The organism is Joostella sp. CR20, from assembly GCF_038433465.1.
Taxonomy (GTDB): Bacteria; Bacteroidota; Bacteroidia; order Flavobacteriales; family Flavobacteriaceae; genus Galbibacter.
Genome location: NZ_JAESVF010000004.1, coordinates 151,397 through 175,324, shown reverse-complemented (window position 1 = coordinate 175,324; position 23,928 = coordinate 151,397). Strand labels below are relative to the sequence as shown.

21 protein-coding genes and 1 tRNA gene are annotated in these 23,928 nt (G+C 35.8%); 5 read left to right on the top strand and 17 right to left on the bottom strand.

Going from position 1 to position 23,928, the window contains the following annotated elements; genetic code table 11:
• Positions 1 to 137: 137 nt before the first annotated feature.
• The 5 genes from JMA43_RS07850 to JMA43_RS07830 all read left to right on the top strand — a co-directional run bounded on the left by JMA43_RS07850 (position 138) and on the right by JMA43_RS07830 (position 4,293).
• Positions 138 to 1,001, top strand: coding sequence for a sigma-70 family RNA polymerase sigma factor (locus JMA43_RS07850; protein ID WP_342155944.1), 864 nt, complete (start codon positions 138 to 140; stop codon positions 999 to 1,001).
• Positions 1,002 to 1,270: 269 nt separating this feature from the next.
• Positions 1,271 to 1,738: a hypothetical protein gene (locus JMA43_RS07845; protein ID WP_342155943.1), complete on the top strand. Its 468-nt coding sequence runs from the start codon at positions 1,271 to 1,273 to the stop codon at positions 1,736 to 1,738.
• A 267-nt stretch (positions 1,739 to 2,005) separates the two neighbouring features.
• Complete coding sequence (rpe, locus tag JMA43_RS07840) at positions 2,006 to 2,668, top strand: ribulose-phosphate 3-epimerase (RefSeq protein ID WP_342155942.1); 663 nt, start codon at positions 2,006 to 2,008, stop codon at positions 2,666 to 2,668.
• Complete coding sequence (locus JMA43_RS07835) at positions 2,665 to 3,636, top strand: YpdA family putative bacillithiol disulfide reductase (protein WP_342155941.1); 972 nt, start codon at positions 2,665 to 2,667, stop codon at positions 3,634 to 3,636. Before rpe ends, JMA43_RS07835 begins: the two co-directional genes overlap by 4 nt.
• A 102-nt stretch (positions 3,637 to 3,738) precedes the next feature.
• Complete coding sequence (locus tag JMA43_RS07830; RefSeq protein ID WP_342155940.1) at positions 3,739 to 4,293, top strand: hypothetical protein; 555 nt, start codon at positions 3,739 to 3,741, stop codon at positions 4,291 to 4,293.
• A gap of 33 nt (positions 4,294 to 4,326) precedes the next feature.
• Here JMA43_RS07830 and JMA43_RS07825 read toward each other — a convergent pair whose 3' ends face one another.
• From JMA43_RS07825 to JMA43_RS07745, 17 genes are all read right to left on the bottom strand, one after another.
• Complete coding sequence (locus JMA43_RS07825) at positions 4,327 to 5,856, bottom strand: GH3 family domain-containing protein (RefSeq protein WP_342155939.1); 1,530 nt, start codon at positions 5,854 to 5,856, stop codon at positions 4,327 to 4,329.
• Positions 5,857 to 5,972: 116 nt separating this feature from the next.
• Entirely contained in the window at positions 5,973 to 7,559 is a 1,587-nt protein-coding gene (locus JMA43_RS07820) for a beta-N-acetylhexosaminidase (protein WP_342155938.1), read from the bottom strand.
• 4 nt (positions 7,560 to 7,563) lie between these two features.
• Positions 7,564 to 8,532 (bottom strand): sugar phosphate isomerase/epimerase family protein, encoded by a 969-nt coding sequence (locus JMA43_RS07815; protein WP_342155936.1) that lies wholly within the window; start codon positions 8,530 to 8,532, stop codon positions 7,564 to 7,566.
• A 195-nt stretch (positions 8,533 to 8,727) separates the two neighbouring features.
• Positions 8,728 to 8,801, bottom strand: a tRNA-Arg gene (locus tag JMA43_RS07810).
• Between the two features lie 20 nt (positions 8,802 to 8,821).
• Positions 8,822 to 9,271, bottom strand: a complete 450-nt coding sequence (locus JMA43_RS07805) for a GatB/YqeY domain-containing protein (RefSeq protein ID WP_342155935.1) — start codon at positions 9,269 to 9,271, stop codon at positions 8,822 to 8,824.
• Positions 9,272 to 9,384: 113 nt separating this feature from the next.
• Positions 9,385 to 11,325: a cell division protein FtsZ gene (ftsZ, locus tag JMA43_RS07800; protein ID WP_342155934.1), complete on the bottom strand. Its 1,941-nt coding sequence runs from the start codon at positions 11,323 to 11,325 to the stop codon at positions 9,385 to 9,387.
• Positions 11,326 to 11,401: 76 nt separating this feature from the next.
• Complete coding sequence (gene ftsA, locus JMA43_RS07795; protein ID WP_342155932.1) at positions 11,402 to 12,745, bottom strand: cell division protein FtsA; 1,344 nt, start codon at positions 12,743 to 12,745, stop codon at positions 11,402 to 11,404.
• Positions 12,746 to 12,748: 3 nt separating this feature from the next.
• Complete coding sequence (locus tag JMA43_RS07790) at positions 12,749 to 13,468, bottom strand: cell division protein FtsQ/DivIB (RefSeq protein WP_342155930.1); 720 nt, start codon at positions 13,466 to 13,468, stop codon at positions 12,749 to 12,751.
• A complete protein-coding gene (gene murC / locus JMA43_RS07785; protein WP_342155929.1) occupies positions 13,452 to 14,807 on the bottom strand; it encodes a UDP-N-acetylmuramate--L-alanine ligase in 1,356 nt (451 codons plus the stop codon). Before murC ends, JMA43_RS07790 begins: the two co-directional genes overlap by 17 nt.
• A 7-nt stretch (positions 14,808 to 14,814) precedes the next feature.
• Positions 14,815 to 15,912, bottom strand: coding sequence for an undecaprenyldiphospho-muramoylpentapeptide beta-N-acetylglucosaminyltransferase (gene murG / locus JMA43_RS07780; RefSeq protein ID WP_342155928.1), 1,098 nt, complete (start codon positions 15,910 to 15,912; stop codon positions 14,815 to 14,817).
• Positions 15,899 to 17,098, bottom strand: a complete 1,200-nt coding sequence (locus JMA43_RS07775; RefSeq protein ID WP_342155927.1) for an FtsW/RodA/SpoVE family cell cycle protein — start codon at positions 17,096 to 17,098, stop codon at positions 15,899 to 15,901. The genes murG and JMA43_RS07775 overlap by 14 nt, the downstream gene beginning before the upstream one ends.
• A gap of 12 nt (positions 17,099 to 17,110) precedes the next feature.
• Positions 17,111 to 18,445: a UDP-N-acetylmuramoyl-L-alanine--D-glutamate ligase gene (gene murD / locus JMA43_RS07770; protein WP_342155926.1), complete on the bottom strand. Its 1,335-nt coding sequence runs from the start codon at positions 18,443 to 18,445 to the stop codon at positions 17,111 to 17,113.
• A gap of 24 nt (positions 18,446 to 18,469) precedes the next feature.
• Complete coding sequence (locus JMA43_RS07765; protein WP_342155925.1) at positions 18,470 to 18,826, bottom strand: four helix bundle protein; 357 nt, start codon at positions 18,824 to 18,826, stop codon at positions 18,470 to 18,472.
• 40 nt (positions 18,827 to 18,866) lie between these two features.
• Entirely contained in the window at positions 18,867 to 20,099 is a 1,233-nt protein-coding gene (gene mraY / locus JMA43_RS07760; RefSeq protein WP_342155923.1) for a phospho-N-acetylmuramoyl-pentapeptide-transferase, read from the bottom strand.
• Between the two features lie 37 nt (positions 20,100 to 20,136).
• On the bottom strand, positions 20,137 to 21,600 hold the full coding sequence (locus tag JMA43_RS07755) for a UDP-N-acetylmuramoyl-L-alanyl-D-glutamate--2,6-diaminopimelate ligase (protein WP_342155922.1): 1,464 nt from the start codon (positions 21,598 to 21,600) through the stop codon (positions 20,137 to 20,139).
• Positions 21,597 to 23,606 carry a penicillin-binding protein gene (locus JMA43_RS07750; RefSeq protein ID WP_342155921.1) on the bottom strand — a complete coding sequence of 670 codons (2,010 nt, stop codon included), beginning with the start codon at positions 23,604 to 23,606 and terminating at the stop codon, positions 21,597 to 21,599. The genes JMA43_RS07755 and JMA43_RS07750 overlap by 4 nt, the downstream gene beginning before the upstream one ends.
• Positions 23,607 to 23,608: 2 nt before the next feature.
• A complete protein-coding gene (locus JMA43_RS07745; RefSeq protein WP_342155920.1) occupies positions 23,609 to 23,926 on the bottom strand; it encodes an FtsL-like putative cell division protein in 318 nt (105 codons plus the stop codon).
• Between the last annotated feature and the right edge of the window lie 2 nt (positions 23,927 to 23,928).

Here is a 23,928-nt window from a genome sequence, read left to right as displayed (position 1 = left end):
TCCCCGGAGGCATTTAAAACCTTCGGGGATTTTTATTTTATATAAAAAAAATAATTTTTTTTGTAACATTTTCTCGACTTGCTACGTATAATTACCTGTACACCCAATATTCATTAAAAACAATCAGGAGAGAATAGATGAGACAGCTCAAAATTACGAAGCAGGTAACCAATAGAGAAACCGCTTCCCTGGATAAGTATCTTCAAGAAATTGGTAAAGTTGACCTTATTACTGCAGACGAAGAAGTAGAATTAGCACAACGCATCAAGGCTGGAGACCAAGTGGCTCTAGAAAAATTAACAAAAGCTAATTTACGTTTTGTGGTATCGGTAGCAAAACAATATCAAAACCAAGGATTAACCTTACCCGATTTAATTAACGAAGGAAACTTAGGCCTTATCAAAGCTGCACAACGTTTTGATGAAACTCGTGGTTTTAAATTTATCTCGTATGCCGTATGGTGGATTCGTCAATCTATCCTACAAGCATTAGCAGAGCAATCGCGTATTGTAAGATTACCATTAAATAAAATTGGTTCTATTAACAAAATTAATAAAACCTACGCCTTTTTAGAGCAAGCACATGAGCGTGTTCCTTCTGCTGAAGAAATCGCAAAAGAGCTTGACATGTCTATCAACGACGTAAAAGAATCTATGAAAAACTCTGGGCGTCACGTATCGATGGATGCTCCATTAGTAGAAGGAGAAGATTCGAACCTTTACGATGTACTTCGTAGTGGAGAATCGCCAAACCCAGACAAAGATTTATTACACGAATCATTACGCACCGAGATTGAAAGAGCGCTAGAAACGCTTACACCACGTGAGGCAGACGTTATCAGACTTTACTTTGGCTTAGGAGACCAACACCCAATGACTCTTGAAGAAATTGGAGAAACTTTCGATCTTACTCGAGAGCGTGTTCGTCAGATTAAAGAGAAAGCAATTAGAAGGTTAAAACACACCTCAAGAAGTAAAATTCTTAAAACATACTTAGGATAAATATTTGCTATCTTTTTTGTAATTTTATAGGAACTTAATTTTTCACATTGTAAAATTGATGAAATTTTGAGTTTAATTCAAGACAACAAAGAAGCCAAAATATATACCGTTACAACAGTTTATCATAAACTGTTCGTTTTTTGATTGATGAATAAACTCCGGCTGATTACCGGAGTTTTTTAATTTTAAGCAAATTGTAAAACCTAATAAAACACTTAAAAAACCTAAACTATACAATGAAATAATTTCTGAATTTAAATTCACCAACCATGAAACATCTACTACCAATTACCATTTTCATTTCAACACTACTATTTAATACTTGTGAAAAGAAACTTTCTACTGAAGAAAAAATTAAATCTATTATAGAAGCAGAAGTTCTTAAAACTTTAAGTGATCCAAAATCTTATGAATTTATAGAAATGGGAGCTATCGACACCATATACAAAAAAGAATACTACAAAGAATTAGCCGACGAATATGATAATTTAATGTCTGGACTGACTGATGCTCCAGAAAAAAAATCAACAGAACTACAAGCGGTTTACGATTCGGTTGTTTCAAACAAGAATAAGTATGAAGCTTTATCGCAACAAAGTGAGGCTAACGAAATACATGAAATAACAACTACTTTTAAATACCGTGCAAACGATACATCAGGAGAAAAAATCATCACTATTTACGATGTGGCACTTTCTGAAAATCTAACAGTTAAGCAACTTCAATACAGTAGGTAACATCCTTTAAATTTAAAAGCGTGTTAAGAACTTCAAATCGTATTTTTTATAGAGTGAACTTATTTATACCTTTCCTGTTTGCTAAAAAATAGTCCTTTATTCGTGTATTTTTTGTCTTTTTTTCTTTCCGTAGCGCTGCTATGCAATTCAAAAAATTCTTCAAATACTCAAAAAATGACTGATTTTCGCTTAACCATTAAAAGTTTAAATGAGTTCAATATATTTCCCTTATTTTTGTTAATAGACTTAATTTATAACGCATTCCTTATGAACAAAAAATTAATTGCGCCCTCGTTATTGGCAGCCGATTTTGCCAACTTACAACGCGATATCGAAATGGTTAACAAAAGCGACGCCGATTGGTTTCATATAGATGTAATGGACGGAATGTTTGTTCCGAACATTTCGTTTGGAATGCCTGTTATAAAAGCAATTTCAAAATACGCTAAGAAAACATTAGACACTCATTTAATGATTAACGATCCCGATCGTTATATCGAAGATTTTGCAGCGCTTGGTGTCGATATCTTAACGGTACATTTTGAAGCGTGCACCCATTTACATCGTACTATCCGAGCGATAAAAGCCGCTGGAATGAAGGCTGGCGTGGCACTCAATCCGCATACCAATGTACGGGTATTAGAAGACGTGATAAACGACCTTGATTTGGTTTTAATTATGAGTGTAAATCCTGGGTTTGGCGGACAATCTTTTATTGAACGTACTTACAATAAAATACAGCAACTCAAAGAAATTATTACTACCAACAACGCTTCAACCCTTATCGAAATTGATGGTGGTGTTAATGCCGAAAATGCTAAAAAATTAATCGATGCAGGTGCAGATGTACTTGTAGCTGGAAGTTTTATTTTCAATAGTAATAATCAAAAACAAACTATTTCAGACTTAAAAAACACAATTAATTCATGATTCAAAAAGATGTAATCATCATTGGAGGAGGTCCTATTGGAATTGCATGCGGACTCGAGGCTAAGAAGAAAGGATTGGATTTTTTAATTATTGAAAAAGGCCCCGTAGTAAATTCGTTATTTAACTACCCGATGAATATGCAGTTTTTTTCTTCTTCTGAAAAATTAGAAATCGACAATATTCCATTCATCAGTAAAGAAGCAAAGCCAAGAAGAAATGAAGCGTTGGAATATTACCGCCGTATTGTAACCTCAAATAATCTAGATATCAATCTTTTTGAAGAAGTTACTTCCGTAGAAAAACAAAAAGAAAATACATTTATCGTTAAAACTTCTAAAGACGAATACAAAGCAACGTATGTAATTGTTTCGACAGGGTTTTACGACATTCCAAACACTATAAATACTCCAGGGGAAGATTTACCAAAAGTAGCGCACTACTATAAAGATCCGCATTTTTACGCCATGCAAAACTTGGCAGTAATTGGCGCAAGTAACTCGGCTGTAGATGCCGCTCTAGAATGCTACCGAAAAGGTGCAAATGTGACCATGATTGTAAGAGGACCCGAAATTGGTCCGCGTGTTAAATATTGGGTGAAGCCAGATATTGAAAACCGAATAAAGGAGGGAAGTATCAAAGCGTATTTTAATACGACTGTAAAACAATTTACCGAAAAAACGCTCATTCTCGATACTCCAGAAGGTGAAAAAACTATTGAAAACGATTTTGTATTGGCACTCACTGGCTACAAACCGAATTTTGATTTCCTGAAAAAAATAGGCGTTCGTTTATCTGAAGATGGAAAGTTTTATCCTCAATACAACGAAGAAACTATGGAGACAAACATCGAGAATTTATACTTGGCAGGTGTAATTTGCGGTGGTAGGGACACGCATCTTTGGTTTATCGAAAACTCAAGAATTCATGCAAAACTCATTCTCGAGAATATTCTTTCAAAGGAAGTGTAATTCCAATTCAGCACTAATATCAGTATAAATTTTAAGACAACTTTATACCTACATTTTTAATTTCTAAGGAGCTATTTTTTATATTCTTATAAAAAATTAAATATGGATAAAGTTAAACTTAGCAACAAAACTATTCCGCTTACAATTCGTAAAGAGGTTGTAAAGGCATTAAGCTTCTACCCTACTTTAAATGATGTTACCATTGAGTTTAAATTCAAGGAAAATTTGCAAAAATCGTTTATGCAAGCACAACCTGTTTTCACTTCAATTTTTAACACTCCAAAAAACAGAAAGTACCGAATTTATATAAGTAGCGATTTTAATATTGAAGGAGAAAAATTCACGATAGATAGCATTCCAGAGGAAGTATTAGTTGGTTGGATTGGTCACGAACTCGGTCACATTATGGATTATATGAATCGGAGTAGTTTTAATTTAATAAGCTTTGGCTTTAAATATCTTTTCATCGGAAAACACATTAGAGAAGCAGAGCGTACCGCCGATGTTTATGCTGTAAATCACGGAATGGGGAGCTACATCTTGGCTACCAAAAATTTCATTTTAAACCACACAAGCTTATCCGAAAAATACAAAAACCGAATAAAGAGTCTATATCTTTCTCCTGAAGACATTGTACAATTAAGTAATGAACTTTAATGATAGACAAGTTAGAAGTGTTCTGAAACTTACTTAACCCTTAAATTGTTTTACAAATTCTTCCCAATTTTTAAACTTTTCTTCACCCATTACACGTTCCATTTTTACTTGTCCGCCTTTCTTTTTATTATGTTCACTCCACGCATGAAATGCTTCAAGTTTAATTGTAGTTACTTTCACTCCCTTTAAAGCTTTTGAACGCGCTACACTATAATTTTTGTTTGCACTTTTTAAAGTCGAATCAAGTAAATTAGCAATTTCCTCATTACTCACGTTTACCTTTGGAGTCCCAATATACCAATGGTGGTGATATTCATTATTTATTTTTGTTGCTGTAATTGTAAACTCAGGAATCTCCATATTAAACTCATCCTCTACAACCTTAATCGCATCATTCATTTTATTTACTGAAAGTTGAGATCCTACAACATTCAAGAAAAATTTTGTTCTTCCTGTAATTACAATTTCGTGGCGAGCAACATCTGTAAATTTTATAGTATCGCCTATTAAATACCTCCAAGCACCAGAAACAGTGGAAATCAATAAAACATACTCAACATCTTCTTGTACATCGGCAATAGTTATGGACGGCGCATTCGCAACCAAAGAACCATCTTCTTTTATATATTCAGGTTTTAGCGGAACAAATTCAAAGTAAATTCCGTTATCAACCACCAGTTTCATCGATGTTGTTTCTGGTCGTTCTTGATACGCCAAAAATCCTTCGGATGCTAAATAGGTGTCTATAATTGTAATTGGATGGTCTAGCAACGCATTAAAACTTTTTTCATACGGTCCAAAGGCAACACCCCCAGTTGTATAAACTTGTAAGTTTGGCCATACTTCATGAATGTTCTTTACATTGTTGTGCTCAATAACTTTTTTCATCATTAATTCCATCCAAGACGGAATTCCACTCAAAGCTCCTATATCCCAATTTTTGGCTTCTTCGGCAATTTTTTGAACCCGCTCATCCCAATCGTCAATTTGAGCTATTTCGGTACCAGGTTTGTAATATCCACGAAACCAAAAAGGAATATTACTAGCACTTATCCCGCTAATCTCTCCTTCAAAATGGCCGTCGCGTTCTTTCAAATTTGTCGAACTCCCAAGCATCATAATTGTTTTTTCGAAAAAATCTGCAGGAAGATCAAAATTTGCTAAAGCACTCACCTGCTTTATTCCTGTTTTACGAATAGCCTCCAACATATCTTCGGTAACAGGAATTCGTTTACTTGTTTTCCCAGTAGTTCCAGAGCTCAAAGCATAATAGATAGGATTTCCTGACCAGGTTACATCTTCTTCCCCTTGGTGTAGTTTACTCCAATATTTTTCATTTAAAGAATTGTAATCAAAATAGGGAACATTAGTCGCAAATGCCTTTTCAAAAGCATCAGTATTTAATATCTCTTCAAAATTATGATCTTTACCAAACTGCGTTTCTCGCGCTTTTTCAAGCAAGTGTTTTAATACTTTATGCTGAGATTTCACAGCATCTTCTTCCGAGATAACTGTATCCGCCAATTCAATTATTCCTTTGATGATAGAGCCTAAAACTGCCATGGATTTTTTCTTTTGAAATTAACTTTTTACAGGAAATTTTTTATTAATTAAATTATAAAATTTAGTTTTTAGCAGAATTAAAAAAGCGGTTTCAAAATTCTGAAACCGCTTTTTTACTACTGTAAAGTATCTTTAAGTCCCTTATCCCAAGGAACCATTTTAGACTTGTAAAAATTAATTTCTTTATAATCAAAGCGCTTGTATTGCTTTGCCAATCGTGCTTTATAAGAATCCCAATTCCTCAAAGAATCTGGCGACCAACCTATTTCGGCATACCCTAACAACCTCGGAAAAACCATATACTCAATATCTTCCATATCTTCGATGGTTTCTGCCCAAAGTGGCGCTTCTACTCCTACAATATCACTTTTTGAAATACTATCTACAAAGGTCGACGGGTTCCAATCGTATGCAGTTTTCACATTGATGAGCCCTGCCCATTTTAATCCAATTTTTGTTAAAGTATCGTACTTCATATCCATATACATTCTGCTTGAAGGTGACATCAATACTTTTGCTCCTTGTTTTACAGCGCCTTTGGCATTTTCTTTATTTGCCCAAAACTGTACAATAGAGCTTTCTTTTAACTTTCCGTGACGAATTTCATCCCATCCAATTGGAGTTTTGCCATATTTATAAACCATATCTTGAACTCTATTTATAAACGGAATATAGTCTTCTAAGGCTGTAGAATGCGACTCGTCTCCTCCAATATGAATATAAGGTCCAGGCGTAATTGCTACGAGTTCTTTTATAACATCATCAACAAATTTATACGTAATTTCTTTGTCGATACACAACGAACTAAAACCAACTTCTGTACCCGTGTACAATTCTGGCGCCACATCATTACAATTTAATTCAGGGTAAGAAGCCAAAGCCGCATTGGTATGCCCAGGCATATCTATTTCTGGAATAACAGTTATATATCGGTCTTGCGCGTATTGCACAATATCCTTGTATTCTTCTTGTGTATAAAAACCTCCTTCGCCTCCATCTACTTCTGTGCTACCACCAACTTGCGTTAATTTTGGCCACGATTTTATTTCGATTCGCCAACCTTGATCGTCGGTTAAATGCAAGTGCAAAACATTAATTTTATAGGCAGTAATCAAATCGATGTACCTTTTAACATCATCAACAGAAAAGAAATGTCTTGAAACATCCAACATAGTTCCACGGTAATTATACTGAGGCGCATCTTCGATAACAACAGCAGGAATTCCCCAACGAACATTCGAAACACCGTAGCTATCAATTTCATCTGGTAATAACTGAAGTAAAGTTTGCACTCCTCTAAAAGCGCCTTCTGGAGTATTAGCTTCTAGCGTTACCAAATTTTCTGTAACCGAAATTTTATATCCTTCTTGATGTTTTATTGCTGAAGAAATTTTAAATAAAATCCCAGAAGTATTTCCTTCAGAAGAAGGTTCCACAGGCAAATGAAAATCGGTTGCAATATGCATTCTTTCAGCAAAATAATAAGCAACATCTACTAGATCTTCACTCCCACTTACATAGATAGGTGTTTCCTCGTGTATCTCGAAAGTGCCTATATTTTCTTCCACAGAAATCGGCATTGGTATTAAGGTGCGTTCTCCAATACTAACTTGTAGTTTTGGCTCTTCCTTACATGCAATAAAAGCTACCAATAACAGACTATAAATTGCGAGTTGTTTTATATTTAGTGTATTTATTTTCATTGTCTTAACTTAATTGATTCCCTACCTTAATTAATAAATCTCGAGTTTTGGCAATCCCTTCATTTTCAGAAAGTACATTACCTTCGTACTCAATACCAACAAATCCTTTATAACCCGCTTCCTTTACCATTTTCATCATTTTTAAATAATCGGTATGTGTTTCATTTCCGTTTGCATCAAAATCGTGTGACTTTGCACTTATGGCTTTGGCAAATGGCAACATTTCTTGCATCCCTTTATATCTGTCGTACTGAGTTTTACAGCTATGATTCTCGCCATATTCAACACAAAAATTCCCAAAGTCGGGCAACGTACCACAATTATCTATGTTTATATCTTTCATCACATTTGCTAGCCACAACCCATTAGACGAAAATCCGCCGTGGTTCTCCACCAAAATATTTATGTTTTCTTGTTTTGCAAATTCTGATAATTTTGAAAGCGAATCAACTCCTGCTTTTGCTGCCTCGTCCATTTGCGTTCCTCCAGCAAGATTCACACGGATAGCATGGCAACCTAAAAACTTAGCTGCTTCAACCCATTTATAATGATTTTCGATGGCTTCAATTCGTTTCTTAACATCTGTATCTGCAAGCATGCCTTCACCGTCAATCATAATCAAAACATTTGCTACACCTTCATTGGCTGCTCTTTTATTCATCTCAGATAAATAGGCAGTATCCTTAGCTTTATCAGCAAAAAACTGATTCACATATTCTAAACCTTCACAACCTAGGGCTTTTGCATTTTTAGCGAAATCTAAATTATCCATTTCCCCCGCTTTTAAAGCACGATGAAATGACCATTGGGCTAACGAAATCTTAAAAAATAACTCGGTGTTGGTTTCAATTTCTGAAAGAATTTCTTCTGATGTATTTTTAGTTTGCGGCTGCTCTTTACAAGCTAAAACCCCTAAAAATGCAACAGCTAAACTCGATTTGGCAGTTGCATCGATAAATTGTCTGCGTTTCATAAATAGTAGTTTGGTTAGTTAATGATATTTTATTTAATCATTGCTTTTGATTTTTACAAAAACTTGAAAAAACAAGACATAAATCTATCATTTTTATAATTGTTTAGCAAATAAACTTTCAATAGTAAAAATGAAAAAACATCCAAATACAGTATAAAAAAACAAAAGCAAGCGATATCGCTTGCTTTTGTTTAGTGACCCCGGAGGGATTCAAACCCCCAACCCTCAGAGCCGAAATCTGATGCGCTATTCAGTTGCGCCACGGGGCCAATATATTTCTTCTAAATACTTAAGATAATTTACTTTTTACAACCGTAGAAATTGTTTTTCCATCGGCTTGTCCTGCCAATTCTTTAGAAACCATTCCCATTACTTTCCCCATATCTTTCATTCCTTCTGCACCTGTTTTTGCAATTACCTGCTCTACAACAACTGCAATTTCTTCTTCGCTTAATTGTGCTGGTAAAAACTTTTCAATAATTGCTGCTTCAGCAAGCTCTGGAGAAGCCAAATCTTCACGTCCTTGTTCTACATAAATTGCCGCACTATCCTTACGTTGCTTTACAAGTTTTTGCAAAAGTTTAATTTCTTCTTCTTCCGATAAACCATCCTTTGTAGCTGCATTGGTTTGCGCCAACAAAAGCTCCGATTTTACGGCTCTTAATGCTGTTAAAGCTGCTGTATCTTTTGCTTTCATAGCAGTTTTCATTTCTGCCATTACTTTATCTTGTAAACTCATAACTTTATGTTTTTAGTAAAACTTTTTGCTGTGCGAAGATAAAAAAATAACCCGAAACCTTTATAAAAGATTTCGGGTTGAAAATAACTATCTAAAAGAATTTCTTCCTAAAATTAATCTACATTATCGTGTAAAAACGAATTGTTAGATCGTAACTGAATATCGTCGTTACTATCTGTTCCAAGTGACATTCTAGATGATTGATTGTCGGATCTTCTATCTTCTAAATCAATCCCCATACGCTTATACGCTGGTTGCTTCTCGATCTCTTCAATTTTAGAAGCATTGTTATGAAACTTGTAGTTGAAGTCTTTTAATTTACGTCTGCGCTCTTCGGCACGGTTGCGTAAACTATCCTCAATAGAACTATTCATTGGATCTACTTCATCTGAAGAATCTCCTGGGGTAGAAGGCGTTTCAACAACTTTTGTTTCGAAAGCCAACTCTTCTTCTACTTTTTCAATTTTACTTTCAGTAGGCTTTGCATTGTTTAGTTGATCTTCCATTTCCATATAATCATCCAAACTGTAACGCTTTGTTCCATCTTGAGAAACTTCAGTAACAGGAATCACTTCTACATGATCATTTACTTCCATTTCATTTACAGAATCAGACAAGTCAAAAGTAATTACATTTTCTTCTTCTTTTTCTTCCTCTTCCTGAAGTGGCATATCAAAAGAAAGCATGGTTTGCTTTTTTGGTTGTGGTTTTAAAATTTCTGGATCAACCACATCGATGTCTTTTATTTTTGAAGTGGTATCGATTATAACAAAATCATCGTCATTCTCGAGTGTTACTTCATCATAAACTACCTCTATATTTTTTATCAATTCTGAAGTAGGAATCAATTCCATTTCGTTTTCAACTTCTTCGGTATCATCTACCAAAGTGTGCTTAACGATTTTTTCTTCTGAAGAAACTTCTGGAGTTGATGTTTGCGCTTCTACTTCATCAAAATCTGTGTATTGTTTTTGAGCCGATTTCGGAGTTAAATCGTGAATTGCTTTTTGTTCATCTTCAAGGGTGTGGATAATTTTTTTTGCTTCAGTATTCACTATTTCGTGTTGCTGATCGGCATTAAAACCCGTAGCAATAACTGTAACAGCAATAGCATCGCCTAAGCTTTCGTCTTCTCCAACCCCCATAATAATATTTGCATTATGGCCAGCTTCGTTTTGGATATGGTCGTTGATTTCTCCGATTTCGTCTAGGGTAATTTCTTCGGCACCAGAAACTATAAGTAGCAGTACGTTTTGGGCACCTGTAATTTTGTTATCGTTTAATAAAGGAGAATCTAACGCTTTCATAATAGCTTCTGTTGCGCGGTTTGCTCCAGTAGCAGTTGAAGACCCCATAATGGCAGTTCCGCTATTTGAAAGTACAGTTTTAGCATCACGCAAGTCAATATTTTGCGTGTAATGATGTGTAATAACTTCTGCAATTCCTTTGGCTGCAGTAGCTAACACCTCGTCTGCTTTTGAGAAACCAGCTTTAAAACCAAGATTTCCATACACTTCTCTTAGTTTGTTGTTGTTAATCATAATAAGCGAATCTACGTGCGAACGTAGTTTTTCTACACCTCGCTGTGCTTGCTCATTACGCATTTTCCCTTCAAACTGAAAAGGTATCGTTACAATTCCAACCGTTAAGATATCCATATCTTTGGCTAGTTTTGCAATTACTGGCGCTGCTCCAGTACCAGTTCCACCACCCATACCAGCGGTAATAAATACCATTTTGGTATTGGTATCGAGCATCGATTGTAATTCTTCTAAACTCTCAATAGCTGCTTTTTCTCCAATTTCTGGATTGGCCCCTGCACCAAGTCCTTCTGTTAAAGAAACTCCTAGCTGTACTTTGTTTGGTACACCTGTGTTTTGCAATGCTTGCGAGTCTGTGTTACAAACTACAAAATCTACCCCGTTTATACCTTGTTGAAACATGTAATTAATTGCATTGCTACCGCCGCCTCCAACGCCAATAACTTTAATTACGTTACTTTGATTCTTTGGTAAGTCGAATGAGATATTCCCTAAATCTGTGTTGCTACTCATAATAATTCTTTTTTACCCTATTTTTCCTGTTTTACTACTTACTTACTTTTTTTAGGTGCTTTTTAGTGTTGGTTAACTATTCAGCATTGTCTAAAAAATCTTTTAATTTTTCTGACCATTTTTCTAAAAAAGACTTGCGTTCTTCTTTAGGTTCGGTTGGTTGGGGCTCATCTTTATGCTCAATAGTTTCTGCCTGCGTTGGTTGCTGCTCCGCTATTGGTGTTTCTTCTTGTTCAATTTGTATTGGTCCGCGTTTGTTTTGCAACTGAATAGCATTCATTACTAAACCTACTGCTGTTGCATACACAGGACTCGCTATATCAGTATCAGAGTCGCCCGCTAAATGCTCGTTTGGATATCCAATACGTGTGTCCATCCCTGTGATGTACTCTACGAGCTGTTTTAGATGCTTTAACTGACTTCCTCCTCCTGTTAAAACAATTCCGGCGATAAGCTTTTTCTTTTGCTCATCATGACCGTAATTTTTAATTTCCATATACACCTGCTCTATAATTTCTACCACACGGGCATGAATAATTTTAGAGAGATTTTTTAGAGTAATTTCTTTTGGTTCTCTACCTCTAAGTCCAGGTATCGACACAATTTCGTTGTCTTTATTTTCTCCTGGCCATGCAGAACCAAATTTAATTTTCAGTAATTCGGCTTGTTTCTCGATAATCGAGCAACCTTCTTTGATGTCTTCAGTAACAACATTTCCACCGAAAGGAATTACTGCTGTGTGGCGTATAATTCCATCTTTAAAAATTGCCAAATCGGTAGTACCACCACCTATATCAATAAGTGCTACTCCGGCTTCTTTTTCTTCCTGACTTAAAACTGCATTGGCAGCTGCCAAAGGCTCTAACGTAATTCCGGCTAAATCTAAACCAGAACTTTTAACACATCTTCCTATGTTTCTAATTGACGATACTTGCCCAACAACCACATGGAAATTGGCTTCCAAACGACCACCGTACATTCCCATAGGCTCTTTTATCTCTGCTTGCCCATCTACTTTATATTCCTGCGGAAGTACATGAATAATTTCTTCTCCCGGAAGCATTACCAACTTATACACTTGGTTGCAAAGGTTGTCTAAATCTATATCGCTAATTACTTCTTCTGAATCTGGACGCGTAATGTAATCGCTGTGTTGCAAACTACGGATGTGTTGCCCCGCAATTCCTACCACACAATCGTGAATTTTTAGTCCAGACACACTTTCTGCCTCTTGAACAGCTTGTTGAATGGATTGAATAGTTTGCGTGATGTTGTTAACCACACCTCTGTGTACCCCCAAACTTTTAGATTTTCCAATACCTAAAATCTCAATCTTTCCATATTCGTTTTCACGACCAATCATAGCCACTATTTTAGTGGTTCCTATGTCTAATCCTACCGCGTATTTAGTATTTTCCATAATTTATTTTTTGGTACACACTACTTGGTTATCAAACTCAAGATTAACTCTTTTATATGCGTTTAAAGTTTTATCGTGTAATCCTTTTTGATAAAAAGCTTTAAAGTTGTTGAACTTGGCTTGCAAATTTTTCACTTCGCCAAGATTCACTATAAAATCTTCGGTTCTTAATTTTAGTTCAAACTGATTTTTATTTTGATGAATCCCGATAATATTCTTCGTTAAAAATTCATCATTGTTAATAAACATTGCCAGTTTGTACAGATTATCCACCGCATCTTTCTCTCCAACTCCGGTAACCAAAGGCACCCTTGCCGAGTGTACTGGAGACAATGGCATCTTTTTTCCTTCCTTGTCTATATAAAATGACTGATTGCCCGCTACTCGCGCTATTGGCGTGCGCTGGCGAATTTTTGCCCCAATCTCCCCAGTAATAGATACATACACATCTGCCGCTTGAACCATGGCATTTGCGTTGAGAGACTCCTCTATATTATTCAAAGCTAATTTTTCTTTTGATAGCATCGTAACCGAATCGCTATTTTGTATCAACAATTTATTAACTGTATTTCGAGTAATATAATGTGCATCGTCATTCAAAAATTCTATCTTACAATTACTGCTCAACACACGGTTTTCGTTTCTTCGGTTCGAAAAAGAATACAAAGAAACAAATGCAATAAGCGCAATTATAATTTTTATATGGTTAACATACTTTTTCACTTAACGTTTTTTTTATGGTATTAACTTCTAGTCCAATATCTCCAGCACCTAACGAAATGAAAACCTGAGAATTACTATTTCTCAAAACTTCTGGAAGCATACTTTTACTTACCTTTTGTTTTTGCGGATTGGATATCATGTTTAATAACCAATCTGAAGTAATTCCAGGTAGCGGTTCTTCGCGGGCTGGGTAAATGTCTAATAAAATAATCTCATCAAAACGGGCTAAGCTCTTTGAAAATTCTGGGGCAAAGTCTTTCGTTCTCGAAAAAAGGTGAGGCTGAAAAACTACTGTTATTTTTTTATTGGGGTGTGCACTTTTTACAGCTTCATAGGCTGCATTAATTTCGGTTGGATGATGTGCATAATCATCGATATAAACCAAATTTTCTTCATTTAAATGATACGAAAACCTGCGTTTAATACCTTTAAAAGTGGCAAGGGCTTCGGCAAGACGACTTAGCGGGGTGCCTAGTGTAGTCGCCATTGCCAATGCTGCCAATGCGTTTAACAAATTGTGTTTTCCGGGCTTGTTAAACTTCACCCCACTAATACTTTCTGTGGGTGTAATTACATCGAATAGGTAGGTCGAGTTTGATATTGTTATATTCTGAATTGTAAAATCGGAACCATCTTCAATTCCGTAGGTTATTCCTGAAATTGGCAATCCGCTTTTTACAAATAATTTTCCTTTTGGTTTTATTTTCTTTGAAAAATCAACAAATGTTTCTTGCAATGTTTCTTCAGTTCCGTAGATATCCAAATGATCGGCATCCATAGAAGTTATACATGCAACGGTAGGTGATAAATGCAAAAATGATCTATCAAACTCATCAGCTTCTACCACTGCATACTCACTGCCTTCAATTAAGAAATTGCTATTAAAATTCTCCGAAACTCCACCTAAAAATGCAGTTATAGGCGTTCCTGTTTCTTTTAAAAGATGCGCAAGAATAGAACTTGTAGTTGTTTTACCATGTGTACCAGCTACCGCAAAGCAATAAGTATCTTTCGTAATTAGACCTAAAACAGCGGCTCTTTTTTGAATGGTAAATCCGTTTTTCTGAAAATACACATACTCTTTATGCGACACCGGAACTGCTGGCGTGTAAACCACCAACGTTTGCTCTTTGTTTTTAAAAGCTGTAGGAATAGCTTCTACCGATTCGGTATAATGAATTGCAATTCCACTAGTTGCTAACTCCTGGGTAAGCTCGCTTTCATTTTTGTCGTACCCAGCAACATTTTTCCCTATGAATTTAAAATAACGCGCTAGGCCAGACATCCCAATGCCGCCTATGCCAATAAAGTAAACGTTATGTATTTTATTTAAATTCATATATTTTTTAAGCTGACTTTTTAATTAATTTTTCAATAGTGTCAACAATATCTTTTGTAGCATTTGGAAGTGCTAATTTTTTAAAACTACTCCCTAGGGCTTTTCTTTTTTCTTCTGAATTCCACAGCGATAAAAATTCAGTTTCAAACTTCTCATCAAGTTCTGATTCTTTAAGCAAAACAGCCGCTTGCTCATTTACTACTGCCAAAGCATTTTTAGTTTGATGATCTTCTGAAACATTTGGCGACGGAATAAAAATTGTAGGCTTTCCAACAATTGCCAACTCCGAAACCGATATCGCACCAGCACGCGAGATAATGACATCTGCAGCTGCGTAAGCAAGTTTCATATCGTTTATAAAAGCGTTTACTTTTACAAACTCGCTTTCATATTTTTTATACTCATCGAAATACAACTTTCCGCATTGCCATATAAGTTGTACGTTGTTTTCTTTAAAAAAGTTGATTTCTTTTTCAACTAATTGATTAATTCTTCGAGCTCCCAAACTTCCCCCCATCACAAACAGCGTTTTACGAGTTTCACTTAGGTTAAAAAATTTAAGTGCTTCTTGCTTTTTATCGCTTACGTTTAACAAATCTTGACGTACAGGATTTCCTGTTTTCACAATTTTATCCGCAGGAAAAAAGCGCTCTAAATTATCGTAAGCAACAAATATATTTTTAACATGCTTTGCCAACCATTTGTTGGTAATTCCAGGAAAGGAATTTTGCTCTTGCACCACGCAAGGCACTCCAGCACTCGATGCAGCTTTTAAAAGCGGACCACTAGCATAACCTCCTGTTCCGATTACTACATCTGGTTGAAACGATTTTACTATTTCTTTTGCTTTCCAGATACTGCTAATCAGCTTAAATGGAAAGGCTAAATTTTGCAAAGTTAATTTTCGTTGAATTCCAGAAATCCACAAACCTTCAATTTGATATCCCGCCTGCGGAACCTTTTCCATCTCCATACGGTCTTGAGCTCCTACAAATAAAAATTCGGCATCAGGGTATCGTTGCTTTAGCTCGTTGGCTATAGCAATTGCAGGATAAATGTGTCCTCCTGTTCCGCCTCCAGATAATATGAATTTATAATTGCTCACTTAAAATATCTAATGGGTTTTGTGTATCTATTTCTTCTTCAGTTTCTAGTTCTTCTTGTCGTTTTGCACTTACACTTAAAATAATTCCAAGTGCCAAACACGTCATCCAAATAGAGGTTCCTCCACTACTGATAAGTGGTAAGGTTTGTCCTGTAACTGGAAATAATTCTACGGCTACAGCCATATTTATAAATGCCTGAAAAATAATTGGCAAGCCAGCGGCTAGCACCAGTAATTTTCCGAAGACAGAATCAGCCTTATGCGCTACAATCACAATTCGGAATAAAAGTAAGAGGTAAATAAAAACCATAATTAAACCTCCAACTAATCCGTATTCTTCAACAATAATTGCATAGATAAAATCGGATGAGCTCTGTGGTAAAAAGTTTTTCATCACACTTTTCCCAGCACCAACTCCAACGACTCCTCCTGTTGCAATTGCGATTTTAGCTTTTTCAATTTGATAATCAGCTTCAGAATCTCCTTCCCCTGCAAAACTTTCAATTCTACTTATCCAAGTATCAACACGATTTGGAAATAAGCCTGGAAATGCTTTCGCCATCAACACAAACAACAGCAAACACACAGCTCCTGTTCCAACTATTCCTAACAAATATTTCCAAGGGTAACCTCCTATAAAACACAACACCAACACCATAAAAAAGATAATTGCTGTAGTCGAAAAGTTAGCAGGTAAAATGAGAGCCAACACTGCAAACACAGGTGCCCAAAGCGGCCAAATAGTTTCTTTAAAAGTTACTTTTTGATCTTTAATTTTCGCTAGATACTTGGCAACAAACACCAATAACACAATAGCTGCAAGTGTTGAAGGCTGAAATGTAATCCCAACGTATGGAATTTGTATCCATCTACTTGCATTTGCACCACCAATAGTAGTTCCTTGCGCCAAAGTAAAAAGAAGCAACACAAGCACTAAAGGCATAAATAACAGCGAAAGTGCCTTAAAATATCTATACGGAATTTTGTGTACAGCATAAATAACACCAATCCCCATAAGAAGCAAAAATGCATGCTTAAACAAATGACCGAAAGTTGTACCATTCCCCACCACATACACAAGGTTTGTACTTGCGCTGTAAACAGGTAAAAAGGAAAACAAAGCCAAAATGGCTACTACTGCCCAAATTGCCTTATCTCCTTTTATATTTTTAAATAATTGCTGCACTTAATCTATCTTTTATAATTTATGAACTTCTTGTTTAAATTGATTTCCTCTGTCTTCGTAATTCTGAAACAAGTCGAATGATGCACACGCTGGCGAAAGCAACACAGCATCACCCTTATCGGCTACTTCGCTACTTATTTTTACAGCATCGTGCATAGAGGTTGTTTCTACAATAAAATCGACTACACTTCCGAAGGTTTCTATAATTTTAGCATTGTCTAAACCTAAACACACAATTGCTTTTACCTTCTCGCGAACCAAAGGCATTAACGACAAATAATCATTTCCTTTATCTTGCCCTCCAACAATCCAAACTGTTGGAGTTTTCATACTATCCAATGCATAAAAAGTTGCATTTACATTGGTTGCTTTAGAATCGTTTATGTACTGAACATTCTGAATTTTAAGTACATTTTCCAAACGATGTGATGCTCCTTGAAAATTCTCCAAGCTCTCTCGAATCGTTGCTTTTCTAATTTTTAATAATTGCGCCACAGTTGAAGCCGCCATAGCGTTCTTCGTGTTATGTTTTCCTTCTAAAGCTAAAGTATCTGTAGACATTTCTATATGCTGTTTATCTAGGTTAATTATAATTTTATTGTCTTTTAAATAAGCTCCATAAGCTAGTTCTTGCTGAACAGAAAATGGAATCAATTTTGATTTCACGGGATGCTTTTCTAACCACTCCACTATTACTTCGTCATCGGCATCGTAAATCAAATAATCGTTTTCAGTTTGATTCATCGCAATTCTAAATTTTGATGCGATGTAATTTTCAAACTTATAATCGTATCGATCTAAATGATCGGGGGTGATATTGGTAATAATTGCAATATGCGGTGCAAATTTTTGAATTCCATCGAGTTGAAAACTACTAATCTCCAACACATAAAAATCTTTGGTTTGCTCGGCTACCATTTGCGCAAAACTATCGCCGATATTCCCTGCCATTCCAACATTCAACATTTCATTACTCAAAATATGGTTGGTAAGCATGGTTGTGGTTGTTTTCCCATTACTACCTGTAATGGCAACCAACGTAGCATCGGTATACCAAGAAGCAAATTCAATTTCAGAAATCACAGGAATTCCTTTTGCTTTTAATTGCTGAATTAAAGCTACTTTATCTGGAATCCCTGGGCTTTTCACAACTAAATCGGCATCCAGAATTTTAGCTTCCGTATGCGTTGCTTCTTCCCAATCAATCTCAATATTTTTTAGAACGTTTTTATATTTTTCTTTTATTGTTCCTTTATCAGAAACAAAAACATCATACCCTTCTTTCTTCCCCAAAATAGCAGCACCAACACCGCTTTCTCCACTTCCTAGTACAACTAACTTTTTCATTATTTACGATTTAAGAAGTGTGATTTAAGAATTACTACTTCTTACTGTTTTTATTGATGCCACAATTATTGATAATATTTCATTTGCCTCAGTATGTAATTTTTTTATCCATCTTTTATCTACATCTACACATACTTCATCCAACAACTCTAAAAAATACATAGCCTCATCAGCTTCCTCCTCTACAATCTTCAACTTATGTACAAAATCTGCTTTCGATTTTGCTCTGCAAGCTGCTCTATAATTTGCTCCAACCGAGGTAGAACATCTTATTAATTGTCGTTTTAAAATTACAATCCCAGTTGAGTTTGGAAGTTCATCACACATTTTCCACACATCAATTGCAAACGTTTTGGTTCTATTTTTTAAAACTTCTTTCAATTTATTTAATCCAAAATCATATATCGTATATCCAAAATTCTTATCTAAGCTTGAGCGTCACTACTGTTACTACTGCCAACAAAATCCCAACAATCCAAAAACGCGTAACAATTTTACTTTCGTGATATCCTTTCTTCTGATAGTGATGATGCAAAGGCGACATTAAAAATATTCGTCTTCCTTCGCCAAATTTTTTCTTGGTGTATTTAAAATAACTCACTTGCAATACCACTGATAAATTCTCTGCTAAGAAAATTCCGCATAAAATAGGAATCAACCACTCTTTACGGATGGCTATAGCGATTACCGCGATAATTCCACCTATGGTTAAACTCCCTGTATCGCCCATAAAAACTTGCGCAGGAAAAGCATTGTACCATAAAAATCCTACCAATCCTCCTGCAAAAGCTGCGATAAAAACCGTAATTTCTCCAGCGCGTGGGATGTACATAATATTTAGATAATCAGAGAAAATTATATTACCAGAAACCCAAGCGAATATCCCGAGTGTTAACACTATTATTGCTGAAGTTCCTGCCGCCAACCCATCGATTCCATCGGTTAAATTGGCTCCATTTGAAACTGCCGTGATGATAAAAACTACAATCGGAATAAAAATTAACCATGCATACGATTTGTAATTATCGCCCATCCAAGAAAGTAATGCCGAGTAATCAAACTCATTATTCTTAACAAATGGAATGGTCGTTTTGGTTGACTTTTCTTCGTTTCCGTATTCCAACTCAGCGTTTCCATTTGCCACAACTTCAACACTATTTGGTGCTTTTAATTCTTCCTTTATAGTAACTTCTGGATGAAAATATAAGGTTGCTCCAACTAAAATTCCAAGTCCTACTTGTCCTAAAACTTTAAACTTTCCCTTGAGTCCTTCTTTATCTTTTTTGAAAATCTTAATATAGTCATCTACAAAACCGATAGTTCCCATCCAAAGCGTTGTAGCAATGAGTACCAAAATGTAAATGTTTTCTAATTTGGCAAACAACAACACAGGAATAAGTGTCGACATAATTATGATAATCCCACCCATTGTTGGCGTTCCTGCCTTTTGAGATTGCCCTTCTAAACCTAATTCTCGAACACTTTCTCCAACTTGTTTTGCACGTAAAAAGTTAATTACTCTTTTACCGTAAATTGTAGAAATCAATAACGATAAAATAACAGCAGCAGAAGCTCTAAAGGTGATAAATTGGAATAATCCAGCACCTGGTAATTGATAGTTTTTCTCTAAAAATTCAAATAAATAGTATAACATAAACTTCTTTATTTACTCCCTTCGGAGTGCTACTGTGTTACTTTTTTACGTTTGATAATAATTCTTTCACCACTTTCATATCATCGAAATCGGATTTCACTCCGTTTACCTCTTGGTAAGTTTCGTGTCCTTTTCCTGCAATGAGAATGATATCGTTTGGTTGCGCAAATTGACAAGCAGTTTTAATAGCTTGCTTTCTATCTTCAATCGAGATGGTTTTGTTAAAGTTTTGCGCCTCCACGCCAACTTCCATTTCTTCTATAATTTTTTTAGGATCTTCTGTTCGAGGGTTATCAGAAGTAAAAATGGCTTTACTACTCAAGGTAGAAGCGATATTTGCCATTACTGGGCGTTTCGTTTTATCGCGATCACCACCACAACCAACAACTGTAATTAAACTTTCGTTTCCTGTACGGATGGTATTTATAGTTTCCAACACATTCTTCAAAGCATCTGGTGTATGTGCGTAATCTACAATGGCAGTAACTTTTTCTTCTGAAATAAAATACTGAAAACGACCTCCCACACTTTCCAAATCACTAATGTACTGAAGCGTTTCCATTTCGTTCAACTCCAATAAATTTGCCACTGCATACACAGCAAGCAAATTATAAGCGTTAAAACTCCCTATTAAACGCGACCATACTTCGTGCTCATTTATTTTCAGCAGTAAGCCTGTAAATTGATTTTCTAAAATTTGCGCTCTATAATCGGCATACGATTTTAAAGCATAACTTACCTTTTTTGCTTTTGTATTCTGAACCATTACTGGTCCGTTTTTATCATCCACATTTACCAAAGCAAATGCCGACTTCGGAAGCTCATCGAAAAATATTTTTTTAGTATCTCGATATTCCGCAAAGGTTTTATGATAATCTAAATGATCGTGGCTCAAATTGGTAAAAACACCTCCCGCAAAATGCAAGCCTGCTGTGCGTTTTTGATGAATTCCGTGAGAACTCACTTCCATAAAACAAAACTCAACTCCTGCATCGCTCATTAACTGTAAATATTTGTTTATCGTTAGCGAGTCTGGCGTGGTGTGCGTTGCGGAATATTCTTTTTCGCCCACCATAACTTTTACAGTAGACAATAAACCTACTTTATACCCTGCCTTTTTAAACAAATTGTACAGCAAGGTTGTAACCGTAGTTTTTCCGTTGGTTCCTGTAACGCCAACCAATTTTAAGTTTTCCGAAGGGTTACCATAAAAATTTGATGCCATTATCGCCAATGCTTTATGTGCATCTTCAACTTCTACATAGGTAATCCCATTGATTAATTGTGTAGGCATTTGCTCACAAATCACAGCAATTGCACCAGCTTCTACAGCCTTTGTAATGTATTGATGTCCGTCTACAACAGTACCTGGAATCGCTACAAAAACATCATCGAGCGCTACTTTTCTTGAATCAAAATGAATATCATTGATATGCTGAGCGGTATTCCCTACCACTGCATTGATATTAACTTTATACAATATGTCTTTTAAAAACATCATGACAATTGCAATACGATTGTTTGGTTCGACTCTATTTTTTGTCCGCTTTTCACAGATTGACTTTTTACTTTTCCGATTCCGTTTCCTTCAACTTTTACACGTACTCCTAAGTTTTCTAATAATGATACCGCATCCATTCCGCTCATTCCTTCAACATTTGGTATCACTTCATTTCTCTTTTTCACCTTTGCGTAATAAGCTTTGTAATCTTTTTCCGTTTGATTACTCTCTTGATCTAATTCTTCAATCGTATCAATCAATGGAGAATTGGTATATATTTTCTGAGCAATACTTTTAAATACAGGCCCCGATACATCTGCACCGTAATACCCAACACTTTTATCTGGCTCATGAATCACTACAATGCATGAATATTTAGGATCTTCCGCAGGAAAATAACCAGCAAAACTTGAGATATAATTCAACTTACTTTTATCGCGATAATCTTTTTGACAAGTACCAGTTTTACCAGCCATCGAAAAGTTAGGCGAATACAAACCATGCCCCGTACCGTGCTTATCTTTCACGACATTTTTAAGCATTGCCTGTACTTTTGAAATAGTTTCTTGAGAACAAATCGAAGGATTGATTACTTCTTTATCAAACTGATAAATTACTTTATCCCACTCTCTCACTTCTTTGATAAGTCTTGGTTTTACCATCTCACCTCCATTTGCAACAGCATTGTAAAAAGTGAGTGTTTGTAATGGGGTAAACGAAACTCCATACCCGTAAGCCATCCATTGAAGCGCAATTCCACTCCATCTACTTTTATCGTTTGGATGCGGAATAATAGGATCGCCTTCTCCTTTGATTGACATTCCGAGCTTTTCATTTAAGCCCATATTGTAAAGTCGGTTTACAAATTTTTCAGGCTGATCTCGATAAAACTTATCGATAATCTTTACAATTCCAACATTTGAAGAACGCTCTAACACTTCCGAAACCGTAATTTTTCCGTAGCCTCCTCTTTTAGAATCACGTACTTTTTTTCCGTAGAAAGAAATCACTCCTCCTTCGGTATCAATCACATCACTTGTATCGACAGCCTTATCTTCCAAAGCAGCAATCATCCCCATCAATTTAAAAGTAGAGCCAGGCTCGTGCGACTCTCCAACCGCATAATTTAAACGCTCGTAATAACCACCACCTTTTGTTCTTCCTAAATTTGAAATTGCTTTAATTTCGCCAGTAGCAACTTCCATCACCACCACCGAACCATGATCGGCTTTATATTTTTCTAACTGCGTTAATAAAGCGTGGTGCGCAATATCTTGGATGTTAACATTGATAGTAGAAACAACATCGTAACCATCTTTTGGTTCAACTTCGTTATAATCGGTAATTGGTTTCCACTGTCCTTTTGCAATTTTCTGCTTTAATCGATGTCCTTCTGTACCTCGTAAATACGTTCCAAAAGCACCTTCCAAACCTACTCTAGTGTAATAACCTTTATCATCAACACGCTCATAACCAACGCTTCGATGTGCCATTCCACCTAAAGGATACTCCCTTTTAGTTTCTTGCTCTACAATTACTCCACCTTTATACGGACCCAAATTGAAGAGTGGGAAATTTTTAATTCGGATATACTCGGTATACCCTAAATCTCTCGCGATAAGCAAATATCTGTTTTTATTAACACGTGCCTTGCGAAGTAAGTTTTGATAATACGAAGACGGCTTCCCTAACACTTTAGAAAGCGAATCGGAAAGCGGTTTTACATGCTGTTCAAAAACTTTATGTTGTGGGGTTATGGCATCAAAACGAATATCGTATTTCGTTACAGAAGTCGCCAACAAACTACCATCGTCTGAATACAAATTCCCCCTTTTAGGTTCGATTGTAAAATTCTTAATGGTACGTTGTTCTGCTAAAGCCCTATATTTTTCTCCATCTACTACTTGTATGGTAATTAATTTAACTACCACAGCCAAAGCAAAGAAAAACATACACCCTGCAACAAAATACAAACGGTTTGATATGTTTTTATCGGTTATTGGCATAACTATTTTTTATTTGCTACTCGTATTTTTTTTGGCGGAATTAATGAGGGCTTCAATCCCGATGACGCTACTTGATGCGTAACATTCGATTCTAATTTAACTTGTTGAACTTTCGTCCGAACATCTACAAACTCACTTCTCAACTCCAACACTTCGTTATTGATTCGTGCGAGTTCGTGTACTTTTTTATCTGCTCTATGAGCACTTGAAATCATAATAACAGCTAGTAGCGATATAAAAAGAATAAACCTCCAGTTTTTTACTGAATCTTCATTCACTAAAAATCCACCTTTTAATATGTCTAAAATCCCTTTCTTCATGA